This is a genomic window from Paenibacillus arenosi (assembly GCF_014841135.1).
Classification (GTDB): Bacteria; Bacillota; Bacilli; order Paenibacillales; family Paenibacillaceae; genus Paenibacillus_B; species Paenibacillus_B arenosi.
On the sequence record NZ_JACYTN010000002.1, the window covers coordinates 1 to 16,710 of the forward strand.

Sequence of the window (16,710 nt, forward strand, 5' to 3'; positions counted from 1 at the left end):
TTATATGATTATGTAAACTGGTTTAATAAACATCGTGTTCATGGCACACTAGGCTACATGACGCCAGTTCAGTACAAAGCAGAGGCCCTTAAAAAAGTTGTCTGATTCACTGTTGACAGTCCAATATCTAGTTTTCAGTGTGTTATCACTAGCATTAGAAAGTAAACTATGCATACGATCTACTTCCTCTTTGGTCTCTGTATTTAAGTCTAAAATGAATTCTGGAGAAATAATTATCGGTGGTACTTTTTCACCAACGTCATGACCATATATGCAAACACAAATTATCTTTACCCAAAAACCCCACTCATGTGGTTTACTTAATACATCGTCAATCGAGCAAATTATCGTATCAATCTTAGTTACTACTGGATATTTTTCCAAAAACCTGTCTTTAATATTTGACAATCTTTCGTAATCAATATCTTTGGGATTTACACATACAATAGTAAAGTCTGCATCTGACTTAAAAGGTTTAGCAGTTCCTTTCGGAATCGAGCCGCACATATAAATGCTATGAATCTTACCTTTAAATTCGGTAAGTATATTCTCTATATACTTATCAACAAAATCCTTATATTCACTTTGTATTACAATTCTATTTATAACTTTTTCTAATATCATATAGACTCCTCCTAAACTAAGAACTTCTTTCGGCTAACGTCTTTTTGCGAACTCCGTACATTCGTGATGACTTAAGTTATTCGCGAAACCAATCAACTATCCTGCCAGTTAGTTGTGCAAAGAACCGCAATATTACTAATAGAGATGAGGAATCAAAGGAGAATTTCAAATGCATATTTCAATTACGAAACATTGGAATCTTGAAACACATGAGCTACCCGGCATCAATTGCGTCATCTATCCTAATGGTAATATAACCATTTTAAATTGTTCCAGTATATATAACCCTAACACAAAAGAGGACAATTTTTATTGCACTCCTTTGTGTGACACAACCCTTGAAAGCATTGAAAAATATAATGCGGACTTTTGGACGATTGTAGATGAATGGGTCAGTATTGATTATCAAGAGGGGAAAATACTTGGCGGTGATGGTCAAATGGGGAATGAAGGATTTATCGCTTGTACAGATGGGGAAAACAACTTGGTATGGGGTATATTTTTTGAAAATTCAAACCCGATCAGAAGCCTACAAATAAAAGAAAATATTCTTATCGCCATAAATGAACATACCGAATTACAAATTGAAATCAACTTAGAAAACCTCACGCAAATTAATATGACTGCCATCACTCCGCACTCAGAAAAATAAATATTCCAACTAACTAAGGAGCATTACCCCAAAAGGTTGGCTTGGTTGGTACGAAGAAGACTATAGCGATGAAGATATTTATGATGAAGAAGGCGACCTCCTTTGGAATGTTGATGGTATGCCCCTACATTCGATTCATTGGATTCGCGAAAAAGTTAGAAATGGTGAAGAATTGCAATATATATTATTCTGGTTATTAGGGTTTGCCTTAATGGAAGTGCGAGATGTACTCAAGAAAGTATGTCAAAACTACAATGAGCTGAACTTAGCGAACGATTAAGAAACTTAAATTTTTCAAAAGATTATACCCAAACTTGATTTCCCTTGCGTAAAACATACCTACAATAGCGAGGGAAATGAAAATACCTCTAAACACAGGAAGGTGGAAATCATGCTGGAGTTAACAAGTCCTGTATGGAGTGAGTTGGATGGCCCGTACGGATCTGCCGAGAATGTGCCGCAATTGATCGAACAGTTGCAGATGGAGTATGTAGAAGATGTCAAAGATGAATTGTATTATGAGCAGTTGTTTCATCAAAATACTATTTATTCTTGCACACTGGCAGCCGTCCCTTATTTAGCTGAGATTGCCCGTCAATCACAGAGTCTGGAGATCAAGTTGGATATTTACGTAACTTGCGGTCTGTTCGAATTCTATCGGAGCGAAAGTGAAGGAACTAGCAATGAGCTGCCGACTGAGTTACAACCGTTCATTGATGGGATCGGATTAGGTGTGTGCACAGATATATACAAGAGCTACTTGAGTGCTATTGCTGATCTGGCTGAGTATAGCTCAGATATGATACGCTATGCGGCCGAAGTCGGCAAAGATAACTCTGAGAAAAGGTACATTATCGCGGCTGAAGTAGCTTACCGGGGCTGGAAGGGCGCAGCTGGCGTATTAACTACTTTTAATGGAGGCGATGAATACGTTGCTTCCTGTCTATCATGTGGTGAGGACATCTACATTTGGCCTACCGCTGAAGACGACAATTTACTCGTTTATCGCAACGATCCTGTCTTTTATCCTGAGCAAGAATCTATCTCTATTATACCGGCAGAAGACATCACGAATAATGAATTAGCTGTATTAGAACAACTCTCCATCAGTATTGACGAAAGTAGACTCATGCGCCATATTCCCTATTTGGCTGGTCATACGAGTTGCCCTTCATGCCATGCATCCTGTCATATCTGGACAAGTTTGACGAACATGTACAAATCGTAAAGATTTTCATAAACCATTCTTAGGGTATTTTATCAACTACTCAGTTATATGGTTTAGGAGGCACTAGAGTGAAGCAAGCATATACGTTCCATAATGAGAAATCTAGTAAGTTTTGGTGGATAGAATATAGTGGTTGTGATTATGTTGTGAATTATGGAAAGTCAGGCAGTGCTGGAAAATATGAAATCAAGGAGTTTGATTCAGAGGAACAATGTGCTGAACAAGCTGGCTGAATTAACTCAATATGTGAGAAAGAACAAGCATATAAATTATGCTGAGTTCCCTAAATTTCTGATTGAAAAGGTATGGGGAATGGACTATATTCCTGTAAGTAGCTTGTTGGTAGATGGAGTGAAAAGAGTAGTCGAGACTGATGAGATGAATATGATCCAAAGTGATATGGTTACTTATGCTGTCGCTTTTGGTCAAATCAAAATAACTGGCGCCATTGATCATGAATTGAAGGATCGCGCTATTGATTCTTTGAAAAGAATACAACAAGTAGCGAAACTATTGAATTGGGAAACAGAATCTGAAATAGGCAATACAATGATTGAAGATCTAAGTTCTTTTTAAGAAGAACTTTATTTCATTCCAGATAGACACCTATGATTGAACTCACGAGTAGAAGGGTTTTAAGAAACGTCGGTGATCTTAAAACTCTCCTACTGTGACCGGCGTTTACAAAATTATTAGCGTTTCGGAATCTTGCTCTCATCCATATAAAGCAGGTTCCAGCGGTGACCGTCCAGGTCGGCAAATGCTGCTCCATACATCCAGCCGTCCGTTTCACTCGGTTTGCTAAAGATGCTTCCTCCAGCAATCTCTACTTTTTGAATAAATGTATCTACTTCATCTCCGCTACCAGCACCAAGAGAAAAACACGAGAGAGCAACTGTCTCCACTGGTCTTGCTACGTTGAATTGCCCTGCGCTTACTTCGCTCACTGGCTGGACAGACGACGAAATCGGCGTCCTTGTGATATTCGAATCTTCCTTGACGCTGGCCTCCCTCGTGAACAACGGGGTTAAGTGGAACGATAGGCGATATGTCTTCCTTTTTCATTTTCGCTAAATTATCCTTACCAGAATATATTGACACAAAAGTGTATTACACGTATAGTACATGCATGAGATGTATGAACCACTTAGTACACACACTTATCGTATGGAGTTGGTTGTATGACAGAAGAACAAAAATTAGGTGTCAGCTTTAATGTTCGAGAACCGGTATATATTCAAGTTGTCCGTTACTTCAAGGAACAGATTGCTACAGGGCAAATCGGAGCAGGAGACAAAATTCCTTCACGGCGTGAACTGGCATCAGTAATGAAGATTAATGCGAACACGGCGCAGAAGGCATATAAGGAAATGGAGGAACAGGGTTTGATCGTAACAGAAGGAAATTCCCCAAGTCGAATTACACAGGATCAGCAAATACTAAGCTCGATTCGTGCTGAATTAATCGAAAGTGCAGTGGATATATTCATCAGTTCCATTCGGAATATTCAAATTCCAGTTGAAGAACTGGTAGATATCATAAAGACAAAATATACATCCGAGCGAAAGGTAACTCCAGAGGGTGGTGACACAAGATGATTAAAGTGAATCAGATGGTGAAGAGTTATGGATTCAAGAAGGTACTAAATGGCGTTAGCTTCACTGCTGCCAAGGGAGAGATTACCTGCCTGATCGGAACCAATGGTGCCGGGAAGTCAACGGTGCTGAAGTCCATCATGGGACTGACACCATACAAAGGTGAAGTCTTAATCGATAATGTATCACTAACACCTGTGACGTATGAAAAAATTACTTTCATTCCAGATTCGTTAACGATGCCTTCCAATATGCGAATTGCTGATTGCTTGAGCTTTATGGCTGACTTTTATCGGAATTGGAACGCTGAGCGTGCAAAGGAATTACTTAAGTTCTTCCAACTGAGCTCTTCGGATCGCGTATCCTCATTGTCGAAGGGAATGGCTGCGAAGTTAAATTTGTTGCTTGGACTTGCCTTGGATTGTGATTACATCCTAATGGACGAACCGTTCTCGGGGATTGATATGTTCAGCCGCGAGCAAATTACTGATGTGTTCACGAGTGAATTGATCGAGGATCGTGGTGTGATTATTACAACTCATGAAATTAACGATATTGAGCATTTAATTGATAAAGCGGTCTTGCTACAGCACGGGAAGGCAGAACGTGAATTCTACTGTGAAGAAGTTCGCGAGCAGGAAGGTAAGTCCATTACCGACGTAATGAGAGAGGTGTACATGAAATGAGAGCTTTTGTGAAGCTATTGAATTTTGAAATGAACCGATTTGCCAAAATATATATTGGACTCATGGTGCTGACAGTCGCCTTGCAACTTGCAGCAGTCACCATCGGTGCTAATCATTGGCTGGATTCTGCGAATGAGGCAATGAGAGTGAATCAATGGACCCTTGAGCAATATCACAATGTGACTGGATATATTCAGCTAAACAGTACGGTGTATGATCACTATAATAGACTTCTATATTTCGGACCCATTTTTATGAACATAACAGTGTTGCTAATATATAGCTGCTTCATCTGGTACCGTGACTGGAGAGGTAAAAATACGGTAGTATATCGCCTGCTCACGTTGCCATCCAATCGGGCGAATTTGTATTTTGCCAAGCTGGTTACGATCTTGCTATTCGCATTTGGATTTATCGCCCTGCAAATTGTCCTTGTTCCACTGGAGCGTTTGATAGCACAGTCGATTCTTCCTGCTGAATTATATCGAAACATCTCGGTATTTGATTATTTGAAGTATCCTACTGTGCTTAAAGTTCTGGTTCCGCCCTACTTTTCTGAGTTTGTACTATACTATGGATTGGTCATTACGGGTTTGATCGTCTTGTTCACAGCAATTCTAATAGAGCGGAGCTACAGACTGAAAGGGATCGGCTTTATCATACTATACTTAGCGGTTCTAGCTGGATTAGCCTCAATCCCTTATCTTATGGGTTATAACAGATACGATAGCTACTTTTATCCAGGAGAAATCATAGGCGCTTGTCTCGGATTAATAGTAATCATTGCTGGAGGTTCGCTTTGGTATAGCTTGTATCTATTGCGTAAGAAAATATCGGTATAATTGAATGGCTATGGAGGTTAAGGAATGAGGAAATATATAGTTACTGCCGTTCTGGTAGTGTTCTCGGTTATTACAATCGGGACGTATTATATACAGGCTTCACAAGAGACATTACCTAATTATAAGCTGACGACGGTTCAAGGGGATGCTTCCCTCGTTGAAGGTATAGCTTTACACGGAAATTACATGAGTAAGGATAGTGTTTTTGGGATCGAACGAGCTTATATCACTACAAATGGCACTGATTATCCAGATGAAAAGTTAACGATAAGCCAAAGGTTAAACGGAAGACCAGTGAAAACGCAATTGGATAAATGGGTGGATCAGCATCGTCAGTTCATGCGTGGGAAGAATAACTTAGCTGGGTTCTATGAAAATCAGGACATACTTGCTTATGTGAATGGGACCGTAGATAAGCAGCAATCAAATGATCCATCAGCGAAGAAGAATGCTAAGCTCAGTATTTCTGTGCTTAACAAGAAGAAGGACAGTACGCAGGAAATCAGATCTGATATCAATGTAGATCATGATGTTTCAGATATCTTTGTACAAAATGTACAGCTTGTTGATCACCAGCTTGTTGCAATGGTGTCTTTGAATCACAGTGCCAAAGGTAATGTATCTGAACCGCACATTATTCGCATTAATCTAACAACAAAGGAGATTACGAATGAGCCGCTCGCGTTACCAGGAGCTAAATCTGAAGCAGCAAATGGGGATGATCAATTCGTATGGTTAGCTAATCAATATCTGGACCACACGGATCAATGGATTTTAAGTGTTAGTAAAGATAATCATAGAAAGGCATATCAAGTGGATGTTAAAACAGGACAAATCTCGCCGCTCGCGTTCCAAGGGCATGAAATGTTATTGAATAATATTATGAATGCCTATGGACAGAAAATTTATTTCCTGCAAAAAGCTATATCGGGTAAGGGGGATATGGGATTTACTGTTATTTCTTACGATCTCGTGAGTAAAGAATATAAGACTACTCTGAAGAATACAAATATAGATTTAAGTGAAAACATTACCTATGTTTTTAAACAAGACTATCTCTATATTGTGGGTCATAAGAATTTCAAAGGTAATCGTCTATATGTATTCAATTTGACAAGCGGTAACCTTGAATTCGAAGGAAAAGTAGTATCCACAGAGGCTGCAAATCAGGCTGAAGATGAAGCTAACATGGATTTGAATTATATCGATCTCGGTCAGTTTTAGAATTATTTTTAGAATAGAAAAATAGAGATAAAGAGATATAAAAAGGTGAAGGTGCTGTTGTATTTATTGAAAATGAAGCATTCAATAAATGACTAACTAAAATAGGTTTCCAAAAAACGGAGAGGAGAGGGGTTGTATGTATAAATAAGTATAAAAACAGTATCACCCATGATACATACGTCTATTCATTACCTACAAATTCCATTTAAACAATTATGTAACCAACGGAACACGCTAGTTAAATGGATTAAAACCTTCCATGGAGCGCTTTTTGTATTAGGGAATAGGAAATGTCACTAAGTTCTTGTCATTTTCATTTGACAAGAAGTTGATGACATTTCCGTTTTTGACAAGAACATAAGGACATTACCGATTAAGGCGGTAACTTTGATGATTGAGAGCGTCATTCACAGAATGCAGGCGCCGCAAGCTTTTAATTTGAGCGGACTATAGCCGAACAATTAGGTCCACGTTCTGAACAGCGCCTGATAAATTTGTTATTCACTAATAAAATTCATATAACGAAGCGGTAAATTAGTGTTGATTCAAGCGATATTCAATCAGTTTGGTGAAAAAGAAAAGAACAGGCAATCGACAGAGCGCTGCATAGAAGCGTCTAATCGTGCCTGTTTCAACTTCAAACAATCTATAGTAATCAATAATATTGATAATTCAAATTGCTATTCTTGCCAAACACTCATAGGGTCCCATGGTTTGATCTGATCGCCATACTTCCCAGCCAAAAAAGCTTTCATGTCTTCCAGCTTAGCAGGCACCTCGTTCCAAACTGGAAGGGGAGGTAACCCTCGTTTGCTCTTCAATAGGATATCCACTGTAACATATAAGCGTTCTGGCTGAATCCAATGCAGGAAGCGGGAAATATCAATTTGCTTGGTCAGGGACAAGGAATCCATTTCGTCATTGTAATGCTTGTTGAACTCGCTGATCAGGTTCAGGAGGTAGTCTCTCTGCTCCTTTACGAAGTCAAGGCCGCAGATGGCGCCGTGTCCTGGAACAACGATTTCGGGTTTAATTTCATCAATAATGCGATCAAGTACTTTAACCCAATTGAGGGTTCCCTCTTCGCTGTATGCTGTACAACCGTTAAACACGACATCGCCAGCGAACAGCACTTTTTCTTTTGGCATCCACAATAGTAAGTCACTGTCAGAGTGGGCTGGAGCTACGTTGTAAATCATAACTTCCGTATCGCCAAGACGGATGTCGATATCGTCCTTTATCTCAATATTCGGGAGCACCCATTCTACGCCTCCCAGGTCGAATCCTTCAAATTCCGCTGCAAAAAAACGCTCGCCCGGAGTCGATTCCGGAGAATCCTTTCCTCTTCTGATAACGTTGTCCATCCAGGCGATACTTTCGGTGAGACGCTCTCTGGCGGCTTCCTTGTGCATAATAATGCAAGCATCTTCAAACACTTTATTTCCCCAGGCATGGTCGCTGTTATAGTGCGAATTCACCACATATGCGGGAGAGCCGCCGTTGCTTACTTCCATAAAAGCCTCCCGCATTTCCCGCGCATGGAACAAATCGAAGAAGGTGTCATACACCAGCCCTTCACCCTTATTGATGAACCCGGCATTGGCCCAACTGATCCCGCGATACGGTGAAATACCAGCAAAGACGTCATCTGCGATTTCAAAAAATTTAACGCGAGGTTTTTGGATAATACGTCCATACTTCATGAAAATTCTCCTTTGCGTTTATGTTTTTGGGGCAAGGCATACTGACTATATCTTTATTATAGAGAGTGGAAAATAGATATGCAAGCGTGCACTTGCATGCATTGGTTCTGTGCGATATGATAGTAACAAAGCAGCATCACACTACATGGATGGGGGCGCTGCTGCATATGCAAAACTTGTAGTAGAATAGGCTTAATATATGCTGTAAAAGGAGAAATACAATGCAAACTTCAGACAGAATCATTGAAGCTGCGACATGGCTCATCAAAAAGAATGGCTATAGGGGAGTAAGCACCAAAGCCATTGCAACGGAAGCTAAAGTCAATGAATCTACGATTTTCCGGCAATTTGGAAGCAAGCAAGGCATATTGGAAGCCATCATTGAAAGACATTCGGATATCCCGCAATTTGAGAAGCTGTTAAAAGAGGACGCGACCGATAATCCAGAAGTCGATCTGCTGAATGTAAGTCAGCAGTACCGTTTGTTTTTTCATAAAAATGCGGACATCATTTTAATTGGCATCCGCGACAAAGGAATGCTTCCCGAATTAGATAGAGTACTGGCTGATCCGCCGGTGAAGCTGCATTCCTTGCTGGTTGAATATTTTGAGCGCTTGCAGAAGAAAAAAGTAATAGCCATACAGGATGAGCGTCTTGCCGCCATGTCTTTTCTCTCGATGTGCTACGGATTTCAGATGAGCGAGCTGATTCACCGGCAATATCAATCCCAACTCGTCACCGAGGAAGAGTTCTACAAGCACAGTGTCTCATTGTTTGTTAAAGGAATTTTGTCTCATTCATAAGCCTTGTTGATTTATTTACATATGCTGAAGGCTGCTTGGGATGAGGCGACCTTGGAAGTATGGATAGAGGTTATTGAAAGTTATCCTGACATCTCATCTGTCAGACAAAGAATTGCTTACAACAAAAAAGCATCAGCGAGATTATTGCAGATGCGAATAGAGGATGAAGATCAGGAGACATATCATACACACAACTCGAAGTAAAAATATACAACCACCACCTGTCGTGGGACAAGAACATGATCCCATTGAAAGTCGCTAATTTAGCGGCTTTTTGTTTTATCGGTACAAGTTCTTGTCCCGATTGCCGAAATGGACAAGAACATGAGCCGATTACCGATTAGATATGTATCTAACTGGATTTCCATGCAATTTCATTAAGCTAACGGGCTGATTACGTACTAACCGTGTTACTCCGCCGATATGAGAAAAACATCGAGAAACCAATTGTTCCCTATGCTACAATGAACGCCATGGAGGTGCATATCCATGGACTATAAGCAAAGAATTCAATCCGTACTTAATTATATCGAATCGCATGTGCAGGAAGACATTCCGTGTGAGTCGCTTGTAGCGTTAGCCAGCTTCTCTAAGTTACATTTTTTGCGTGTGTTTGAGGCGTACACCGGCTTCACCGTCATGTCATATGTCCGCGCTCGCAAATTAGATCTTGCTGCCGAATGATTAAGGAAAAGCAATGATAAAATAACGGAGATCGCATATGACTACGGCTTCGAATCCCATGATGTATTCGGAAGAGCTTTCAAACTCGTGTATGGAATAACACCAGAAAACTATCGGAGGGGACGGTTTCTTTTGCCTACATTCCACGCTGTTAATCTCGCATTGCAGCAAAAGGGAGCTAAGCCGTGGATTGGGATAGTCGGTATCCTTTCATTTTATAGTGGTAGTGAAATGTTGCGCTCGGTCATAAAAGGGATTAATTTACGAAATGCTATTGTGCTTGCAACCTGTCCATCCCGTTGATATGCATTATAATCGTTCTCGAAGGTTTCCTGCATTTTCTCCGATAAGTGGCGGATGTATCGATGCGCGCATTCACGTATTTGTTCAGGTGAACCGAAATCAACCACCAGGTCTAGAACGTCAAGCACATAGAATTCCATTGGATTCGCCTGCGGCAAAAACCATCCAGTCTGGATGACCTCCTCAAGGATCTCCTCAAGATTAGTCTCGTACTTGTCCATCAATGGAGCGACCTTATTTTGAATCAACGTGATTATTTCTGCCAGTTCCCGCTCTCGGGTGGCTTCCTTGGCCAAATTCCATACCTTGCCTTTGTCCCGGAAGCTGCTCAAGCTGATCTCCCAGTATACTTTTCCGCTGTGCGTATTTATGATTCGGGAATTGGTATTAAACTCCAAATAACTGCCAGCCACATTGGAAGAGTGCCTTGAAAAACGTACCTCAGCTGTAAAGGAACCGATTGGTTTGATCATACTTCTTCTGGATTTATTGTATTTGAAACCGCATGGAGCGCAGGCCGCGGCAATCCTGGAACAACATTCTCGAAAAATATCCTTACTAGTTGGATAATCTGTCATATCGCTTCATCTCCATATTTCTTATTTTGTTTAATATAAAAAGGTATAACAACACAGCAATTCCCATTTGTCTCCAAGCCTTTAGTTCCAGTATATATCCTATTATAATCTTACAGGTATAACAAAACACGCCTGATGCCTTTCGTTATGATATAGTAACTGGAAAGTTAATAGACTGGTTCGCGCCGTGGTTTAGGAGGGGGAACGTTGAGTTATACTTATTTAAAAAATTTCACAGAGTCAAAAATGATGATGCTGTTTCTGCGATTTTTGATTGCTGCACCGAAAACGAGGAAATTTTGTTTGCATTTATTGAGAGTAATCTATGGATCGGCTACACTTAGTTGGACAGAAAAAATAAGGGCTAGTAGAATAAACACATCATAACTAGGAGCGGATCTACTATGCCAAGACAAAGACGTACATTTACAAGCGAATTCAAGAGACAAATGGTCCAGTTATTTGAAAATGGGAAACCTAGAACAGATATAGTAGATGAATATGAACTGAGCGCATCTGCACTGGATCGCTGGATCAAGCAAGCACATCAATCAGGATCGTTTTCAGAGAAGGCCAATCGTACGCCAGAAGAGAATGAATTACTTGCTCTACGAAAAGAAATTCAACGCCTCAAAATGGAGAACGACATTCTAAAGCAAGCGGCGCTGATCATGGGACGAAAGTAAATGTCATCAGGCGAAACCGTGACAACTACTCGGTATCAGCAATGTGTGCCGTCCTACAAATCGCTAAGAGCACTTATTATTATGAAGCGAAAGAACGAAAGTCAGAAGATGACGTTACGAATGACATCGTAGACATCTTCGAGAAAACCGTAAATCTTACGGTACAAGAAAGATCAAAGTTAAACTCCACGAACGAAGGTTAACGGTTTCTAGGCGTCGAATTGGCCGTATCATGAACAAGCAAGGTTTGGTTTCCACATATACCGTAGCTCCGTACAAGCCGCACAAGATGTCATACAACGAATCCAAGCAAGCCAATGAGTTAGACCGAGAGTTCAACCAGCGAGAAGCTAAACGAGTAATTGTAAGTGATTTAACCTATGTCAAAGTGAAAAGCAGATGGCACTACATCTGTATATTTGTCGACCTCTTTAATCGAGAGATCATTGGCTCTAGTGTCGGCCCCAACAAAGACGCAGCCCTTGTAGCTCGTGCGTTTGCTTCTGTACAAGGAGATTTACGTCAGATACAACTCTTTCACACGGATCGAGGCAGTGAATTCAAGAATAAAGAGATTGAAGAGACGCTACATGCGTTCAACATTGGTCGTTCTTTGAGCATGAAAGGTTGCCCATACGACAATGCTCTTGCTGAAGCAACGTTTAAAATTATGAAGACTGAATTCATTCATCAAATGAGCTTTCACAGTCTGCCACATTTGAAGGTAGAACTGAATGATTACATTAACTGGTATAACAGACATCGCATACACGGGACTCTAGGCTATGTTAGCCCAATAGAGTACAAGAATTTAGCCCTTAAAAAAGTTGTCTAGTTTAGTGTTGACAGTCCAGTTTGTATTGATTTAAAAGCGTATGATTATTCAGTAGAATGTGTTCACCGAGGTTTAGATCCCTTATCGACATACTGCAACTCTTCTAATGAAAAAAGAATAGGGAGTTAAAACAGGCTCCAGGCTATAATATCTTATGATCCTAAGATACAGGTAGTTGAGGCCCATTATATTGAATTATTAACGCAAGTTGTTAAGATCCTTAATGTATTGAGCGTGTTTCTATAAATATGGGCTCTCAGTCATATTGGAGAGGAGTTGTTCGTGTTAGAAAGTTAAAACCATGGGGCAGGTCCTATTTGGATAATATACTTTTTAGAAGGATCGAATTGTCTATACCCTCTAGATGAAACACTTAACCGCAGTGTTTCATTGGGCTCAGTGGTATTTTGTATATACTTTAGATAAAAAAAGTTAATAACTTCAATTTGTTAACATAAAACATCATAAATCTACATATATAATTATCGATTAAAGAGCTACGTTTAGAATGAAGTACTATCCTTTTGATGCTGTTCATAAGACCCATAATTACAGCCTTTTTGGGTGGGAAACCAGCAGATGCTGGTTAATGGTCGGTTAACCGTACTTGACTCGATGTGGTGGCTCTCGGCACTTTTAAAGAACGGTACGATTTATGTTCAAGCTAGAAATATTGCGAGGGCGCTTGGGGGATTCCACTAGGTATAACAACGATAATCAAAAAATTACGATTTCCTTGGATAACAAGATACTGACCACGTATGCCGTAAAGATATCAGGCTGCCTTGCTTTGATGGGCTATTGGTAATGGCCATCTTAGGGATGTTGGTATCTGCACGTTTCCCCAGTAGCAAACAATCCCATTTTCTCATTGTAGATGCTGAGAAAATGGGATTGTTTCTAGATTGAAGGGAGGATAACTTCAAAAGTTGTACCTGTGTCATCTGAGCTTGCAACCTGAATCGTCCCATCATGCAGTGCAACAATCTTATGTGCAATGCTTAGACCCAATCCATTGCCAGAAGAGGCATGAGAAGAATCTCCTTGATAGAATTTATCAAAAATGTATTTTTGCTGACTCATATCAATCCCTGGTCCATCATTGTGAATCGATATACGTACCTGTTGATCTATCGAATCCATAACGATTGTGATCTCGGAGTAGGAAGGTGAGTACTTAATGGCATTGTCCAGAAGATTGATCCAAACTTGACTAAGCATATCCTCATTGGCTGTAACTATCAGTTCAGACGAATCGAACTGAAAGCTTATGTGCTTCGCAGACCATTTCGGCTCCAACAATACAATCACCGTTCGGATGTGTTCAGTTAAGTTGAATGTCGTTTTCTCAGTAATAATGGCTTGGCTTTCAATCTTCGATAATTGAAGCACATTAGTAGCAAGTTCAGCCAACCGTTCAGATTCATTAATGATGATATCCAAATAATCATTGCGTTCCTCATCGGTTAAGTTTTTTCTTTTCAGCACTTTAGCGTAGCCTCGTAAGGAAACGATCGGTGTTTTGAATTCATGCGAAAAATTATTAATAAAATCGGAACGCAGCATTTCAAGACTACCGAGTTCTTCAGCCATATGATTAAAACTTCTGTTCAGTTTTCTTAGCTCTTTCGGCCCCTTAAGCTGAATACGAACGGAAAAGTTTCCTTTGGCCAATTCTTCAGAGGCACGTATGACTTTTCGAATTGGAGAGAGCGGAATTCGGCTAAATATCAATGATGCAAGGATACTGACTAGAACACTCGCCGTTCCAAAATATGTAATAAGTACTAAAGCCCCTCCTGAATCTGGATCTTCGACTGGAGGAGAAGGGTAAAGTCCTATATACACAAAAAATACGACGATAACCAGTGAAAGAAAAATAGAGATGAGCATAATAAACAACACAATGAACGTAAACATAAACGTTAGTCCAAATCCACGTAAAGATCTCTCTCTAATAAAGTTCATAATTTTTCTAATCACTATGTTTTACCGCCTTATAGCCAATTCCTCGAATAGAAATAATCTCAAATTCCGGATAATCGCCGAATCGCTTTCGTAAACGGTTAATGTGAACATTTAACGTGATATCGCTAGTTTCAGAGTCCATGCCCCAAATTTCATCCATTAATTGAATACGGGTAAAAATTTTGTCAGGGTAAGACAGCAATTTGTACAATAAATAAAATTCCTTCTGCGGCAGTGTCTGCAATTCATTTTCTCTTGTCACCGATAATTCATCGTATTTTAGTGTGATTTTCCCTAGTTTAAGCATCCGTTCGTCCTGGATCTTGGCTCGTCGCAACAAAGCTTTCATTCGCAGAAGCATCTCGTCTTCGTCCACGGGTTTGACCATATAATCATCTGTTCCTGCCATGAAGCCTCTCCGTTTGTCAGCAGGTAAATGTTTGGCACTAACCATCAATATAGGGATATCATTTCTGCCCTCGCGGATTGTATGAGCCAATGCGAATCCATCCATTTGAGGCATCATGATATCTAGAACAATCAAATCAATATGTTGCCTGTCCAACAATTCTAATGCCACGATGCCATTCTCCGCCAGAAACACCTTGTATCCTGCAGATCCTATAATCGTTTTCATTAATTTGGCGGTATTTTTATTGTCTTCTACAACGAGGATTTGAAACATTCCGCTCATTCCTTCCTGATACATCTGTAATAACCGAACTGCATTCTATCACATTATGCTCCATAAAGTGAACAACGAAGATTCACTTTTCCTGGGTTATTTTCAGTTTATAAACTTTTTTAAATGTGAGTCTAGCGAAGAACAATTCATCAATAGCGAGTGCTCTGAATGTTCAAATATGCTAATCAGCTTGCTTATAAATGCATTCTAATATTCCCTGATTAAGAACATAACATCTCTGGAATTTTTATCCAATCCTTGTCTAGTTTATTTTCAGTTTATCTTTTAATGATAAGATGTATCCTAGGATTTCAACGGTGGGTAATTTGCCAACCAATAAGAATTTAATTTTTAGTAGGAGTGAGGCTGTGTTATTTAATTAGGAAGGTTTATATTTCGAACAAAACTATATTTAGCAGAAGTACATCAGTCTACTTAAAAACAGCAGGTGTATATGCAGGGAGCATAGAACGCGACTCTTTTATAAGAGAAAAAGGTCATAATCTATTGCTACTAGAAAGTCATACATCCAAATGACTAAAAAAACGTTGGACTGAAAACAGAGATGCAACTTGAATCAAGAATTCAAGAAGACGATGACTCCGCAAATCGGAATTTGGAGGAAACTATGAAAAAAATTATGAAAACATTTCTTATTATTATTCTTGTTATTTTTGTTGTAATTCTACTTGGCATATTTGCCTTTATAAAGATTGCTGAACACAGAGAAACTAATTATAGCAAATATACGGAAACTGCCGGCAAACTTGAAAAGAAATATACGGAATTAGGGGATAGAGAGGTATCTTATAAAGACTATGACGCAAACGATGATGTAATTGGCAAATATGCACTATGGTATCCTAGTGAGATTGAAAGCAAAGATAACAAGTATCCAGTTGTAATATTTGCGAATGGGACGGGGAGTACTTCATCTACTTATAAACCATTTTTAGAACATTTATCATCTTGGGGATTTATTTCAGTCGGAAATGATGATAAGGATACCAGAACCGGAGCTTCATTAGAGCAAACAATAAAATTCCTAATCAAAGAAAATGAAAATAGAGATAGTGTTTTTTATCAAAAAATTGATTTAGATAATATCGGAATCGGAGGGCATTCCCAGGGCGGAGCAGCCGTGTTTAATATGGTAGTTAATCAAGAGCATGGTTCTATGATTAAGGCATTGTATGCTGCAAGCGCAACATCATCTTACCATACAATGGTTATGGGTGACCAATGGAAATATGATATTTCAAAGGTAAACATACCAACATTTTTAACAGCAGGAACCGGGCAATGGGATGCTGGTAATGCTACAAGTAAAGAGCAAGCTACTGATGATAAAAATGGTGTCGTACAAGGGATTGCTCCGTTATGGTCGTTGCAGGAAAATTATAATTTGCTGCCAGAAACAACAGATAGAGTCGTTGCCCGAAAGAAGAATACAGACCACGGAGATTCATATAAGCAATTTGATGGCTATATGACTGCTTGGTTTATGTATTACTTACAAAATGATAAAGAAGCCAGAGAGATATTTACTGTTGGTGGGGAACTACCCACTAATAATTTATATCAAGATGTTCAGACAAATATAAAATGACTAAA

17 protein-coding genes and 4 pseudogenes are annotated in these 16,710 nt (G+C 39.6%); 14 read left to right on the forward strand and 7 right to left on the reverse strand.

Annotated features, from left to right (window positions below):
- A partial coding sequence (locus IFO66_RS24295) for an IS3 family transposase (RefSeq protein ID WP_192023678.1) occupies positions 1 to 105 on the forward strand: 105 nt, incomplete at its 5' end.
- An 18-nt stretch (positions 106 to 123) separates the two neighbouring features.
- Here IFO66_RS24295 and IFO66_RS03030 read toward each other — a convergent pair.
- Positions 124 to 624: pseudogene (locus IFO66_RS03030) on the reverse strand (nucleotidyltransferase domain-containing protein); the annotation flags it as partial.
- A 169-nt stretch (positions 625 to 793) separates the two neighbouring features.
- Here IFO66_RS03030 and IFO66_RS03035 point away from each other — a divergent pair.
- The 4 genes from IFO66_RS03035 (at position 794) to IFO66_RS03045 (ending at position 3,080) form a co-directional block, all read left to right on the forward strand.
- Positions 794 to 1,276 (forward strand): hypothetical protein, encoded by a 483-nt coding sequence (locus IFO66_RS03035; RefSeq protein WP_192023733.1) that lies wholly within the window; start codon positions 794 to 796, stop codon positions 1,274 to 1,276.
- Between the two features lie 391 nt (positions 1,277 to 1,667).
- Complete coding sequence (locus tag IFO66_RS03040) at positions 1,668 to 2,504, forward strand: hypothetical protein (RefSeq protein ID WP_192023734.1); 837 nt, start codon at positions 1,668 to 1,670, stop codon at positions 2,502 to 2,504.
- 68 nt (positions 2,505 to 2,572) lie between these two features.
- Complete coding sequence (locus tag IFO66_RS24185; RefSeq protein WP_337912558.1) at positions 2,573 to 2,737, forward strand: WGR domain-containing protein; 165 nt, start codon at positions 2,573 to 2,575, stop codon at positions 2,735 to 2,737.
- A complete protein-coding gene (locus IFO66_RS03045; RefSeq protein WP_225445473.1) occupies positions 2,718 to 3,080 on the forward strand; it encodes a hypothetical protein in 363 nt (120 codons plus the stop codon). Before IFO66_RS24185 ends, IFO66_RS03045 begins: the two co-directional genes overlap by 20 nt.
- A gap of 116 nt (positions 3,081 to 3,196) precedes the next feature.
- Here IFO66_RS03045 and IFO66_RS03050 read toward each other — a convergent pair whose 3' ends face one another.
- Together IFO66_RS03050 and IFO66_RS23675 are read right to left on the reverse strand one after the other, a co-directional pair.
- The gene (locus tag IFO66_RS03050) at positions 3,197 to 3,451 is read right to left on the reverse strand and encodes a VOC family protein (protein WP_225445545.1); all 255 of its coding nucleotides are present in this window, start codon (positions 3,449 to 3,451) and stop codon (positions 3,197 to 3,199) included.
- Positions 3,381 to 3,596 (reverse strand): annotated as a pseudogene (locus IFO66_RS23675) (hypothetical protein); the annotation flags it as partial. The pseudogene IFO66_RS23675 and the gene IFO66_RS03050, both read right to left, overlap by 71 nt.
- Positions 3,597 to 3,685: 89 nt before the next feature.
- On the opposite strand from IFO66_RS23675, the gene IFO66_RS03055 reads away from it, so the two are divergent.
- Genes IFO66_RS03055 through IFO66_RS03070 form a run of 4 tightly spaced genes read left to right on the forward strand, consistent with a single transcriptional unit; the run spans position 3,686 to position 6,851 of the window.
- Positions 3,686 to 4,102, forward strand: a complete 417-nt coding sequence (locus IFO66_RS03055) for a GntR family transcriptional regulator (protein ID WP_192023735.1) — start codon at positions 3,686 to 3,688, stop codon at positions 4,100 to 4,102.
- Positions 4,099 to 4,785 (forward strand): ATP-binding cassette domain-containing protein, encoded by a 687-nt coding sequence (locus IFO66_RS03060; protein ID WP_192023736.1) that lies wholly within the window; start codon positions 4,099 to 4,101, stop codon positions 4,783 to 4,785. Before IFO66_RS03055 ends, IFO66_RS03060 begins: the two co-directional genes overlap by 4 nt.
- Positions 4,782 to 5,627, forward strand: coding sequence for a hypothetical protein (locus IFO66_RS03065; RefSeq protein WP_192023737.1), 846 nt, complete (start codon positions 4,782 to 4,784; stop codon positions 5,625 to 5,627). The genes IFO66_RS03060 and IFO66_RS03065 overlap by 4 nt, the downstream gene beginning before the upstream one ends.
- Positions 5,628 to 5,651: 24 nt before the next feature.
- A complete protein-coding gene (locus tag IFO66_RS03070) occupies positions 5,652 to 6,851 on the forward strand; it encodes a hypothetical protein (protein WP_192023738.1) in 1,200 nt (399 codons plus the stop codon).
- 680 nt (positions 6,852 to 7,531) lie between these two features.
- Here IFO66_RS03070 and IFO66_RS03075 read toward each other — a convergent pair.
- On the reverse strand, positions 7,532 to 8,554 hold the full coding sequence (locus IFO66_RS03075; protein ID WP_192023739.1) for an MBL fold metallo-hydrolase: 1,023 nt from the start codon (positions 8,552 to 8,554) through the stop codon (positions 7,532 to 7,534).
- A gap of 221 nt (positions 8,555 to 8,775) precedes the next feature.
- On the opposite strand from IFO66_RS03075, the gene IFO66_RS03080 reads away from it, so the two are divergent.
- The 3 genes and pseudogenes from IFO66_RS03080 to IFO66_RS24300 form a co-directional block, all read left to right on the forward strand.
- Complete coding sequence (locus IFO66_RS03080; protein WP_192023740.1) at positions 8,776 to 9,357, forward strand: TetR/AcrR family transcriptional regulator; 582 nt, start codon at positions 8,776 to 8,778, stop codon at positions 9,355 to 9,357.
- Between the two features lie 489 nt (positions 9,358 to 9,846).
- The gene (locus IFO66_RS03085; protein WP_192023741.1) at positions 9,847 to 10,041 is read left to right on the forward strand and encodes a hypothetical protein; all 195 of its coding nucleotides are present in this window, start codon (positions 9,847 to 9,849) and stop codon (positions 10,039 to 10,041) included.
- 12 nt (positions 10,042 to 10,053) lie between these two features.
- Positions 10,054 to 10,344, forward strand: a pseudogene (locus IFO66_RS24300) (helix-turn-helix domain-containing protein); the annotation flags it as partial.
- Here IFO66_RS24300 and IFO66_RS03095 read toward each other — a convergent pair.
- Positions 10,257 to 10,922, reverse strand: a complete 666-nt coding sequence (locus IFO66_RS03095; RefSeq protein ID WP_192023742.1) for a hypothetical protein — start codon at positions 10,920 to 10,922, stop codon at positions 10,257 to 10,259. The pseudogene IFO66_RS24300 and the gene IFO66_RS03095 overlap by 88 nt on opposite strands.
- A gap of 404 nt (positions 10,923 to 11,326) precedes the next feature.
- Here IFO66_RS03095 and IFO66_RS03100 point away from each other — a divergent pair.
- A pseudogene (locus tag IFO66_RS03100) lies at positions 11,327 to 12,443 on the forward strand (IS3 family transposase).
- A gap of 900 nt (positions 12,444 to 13,343) precedes the next feature.
- On the opposite strand, the gene IFO66_RS03105 reads toward IFO66_RS03100, so the two are convergent.
- Together IFO66_RS03105 and IFO66_RS03110 are read right to left on the reverse strand one after the other, a co-directional pair.
- Complete coding sequence (locus IFO66_RS03105; RefSeq protein ID WP_337912559.1) at positions 13,344 to 14,426, reverse strand: HAMP domain-containing sensor histidine kinase; 1,083 nt, start codon at positions 14,424 to 14,426, stop codon at positions 13,344 to 13,346.
- Complete coding sequence (locus tag IFO66_RS03110) at positions 14,419 to 15,096, reverse strand: response regulator transcription factor (protein ID WP_192023743.1); 678 nt, start codon at positions 15,094 to 15,096, stop codon at positions 14,419 to 14,421. The genes IFO66_RS03105 and IFO66_RS03110 overlap by 8 nt, the downstream gene beginning before the upstream one ends.
- A 628-nt stretch (positions 15,097 to 15,724) precedes the next feature.
- On the opposite strand from IFO66_RS03110, the gene IFO66_RS03115 reads away from it, so the two are divergent.
- On the forward strand, positions 15,725 to 16,705 hold the full coding sequence (locus tag IFO66_RS03115; protein WP_192023744.1) for an alpha/beta hydrolase: 981 nt from the start codon (positions 15,725 to 15,727) through the stop codon (positions 16,703 to 16,705).
- Positions 16,706 to 16,710 lie beyond the last annotated feature (5 nt).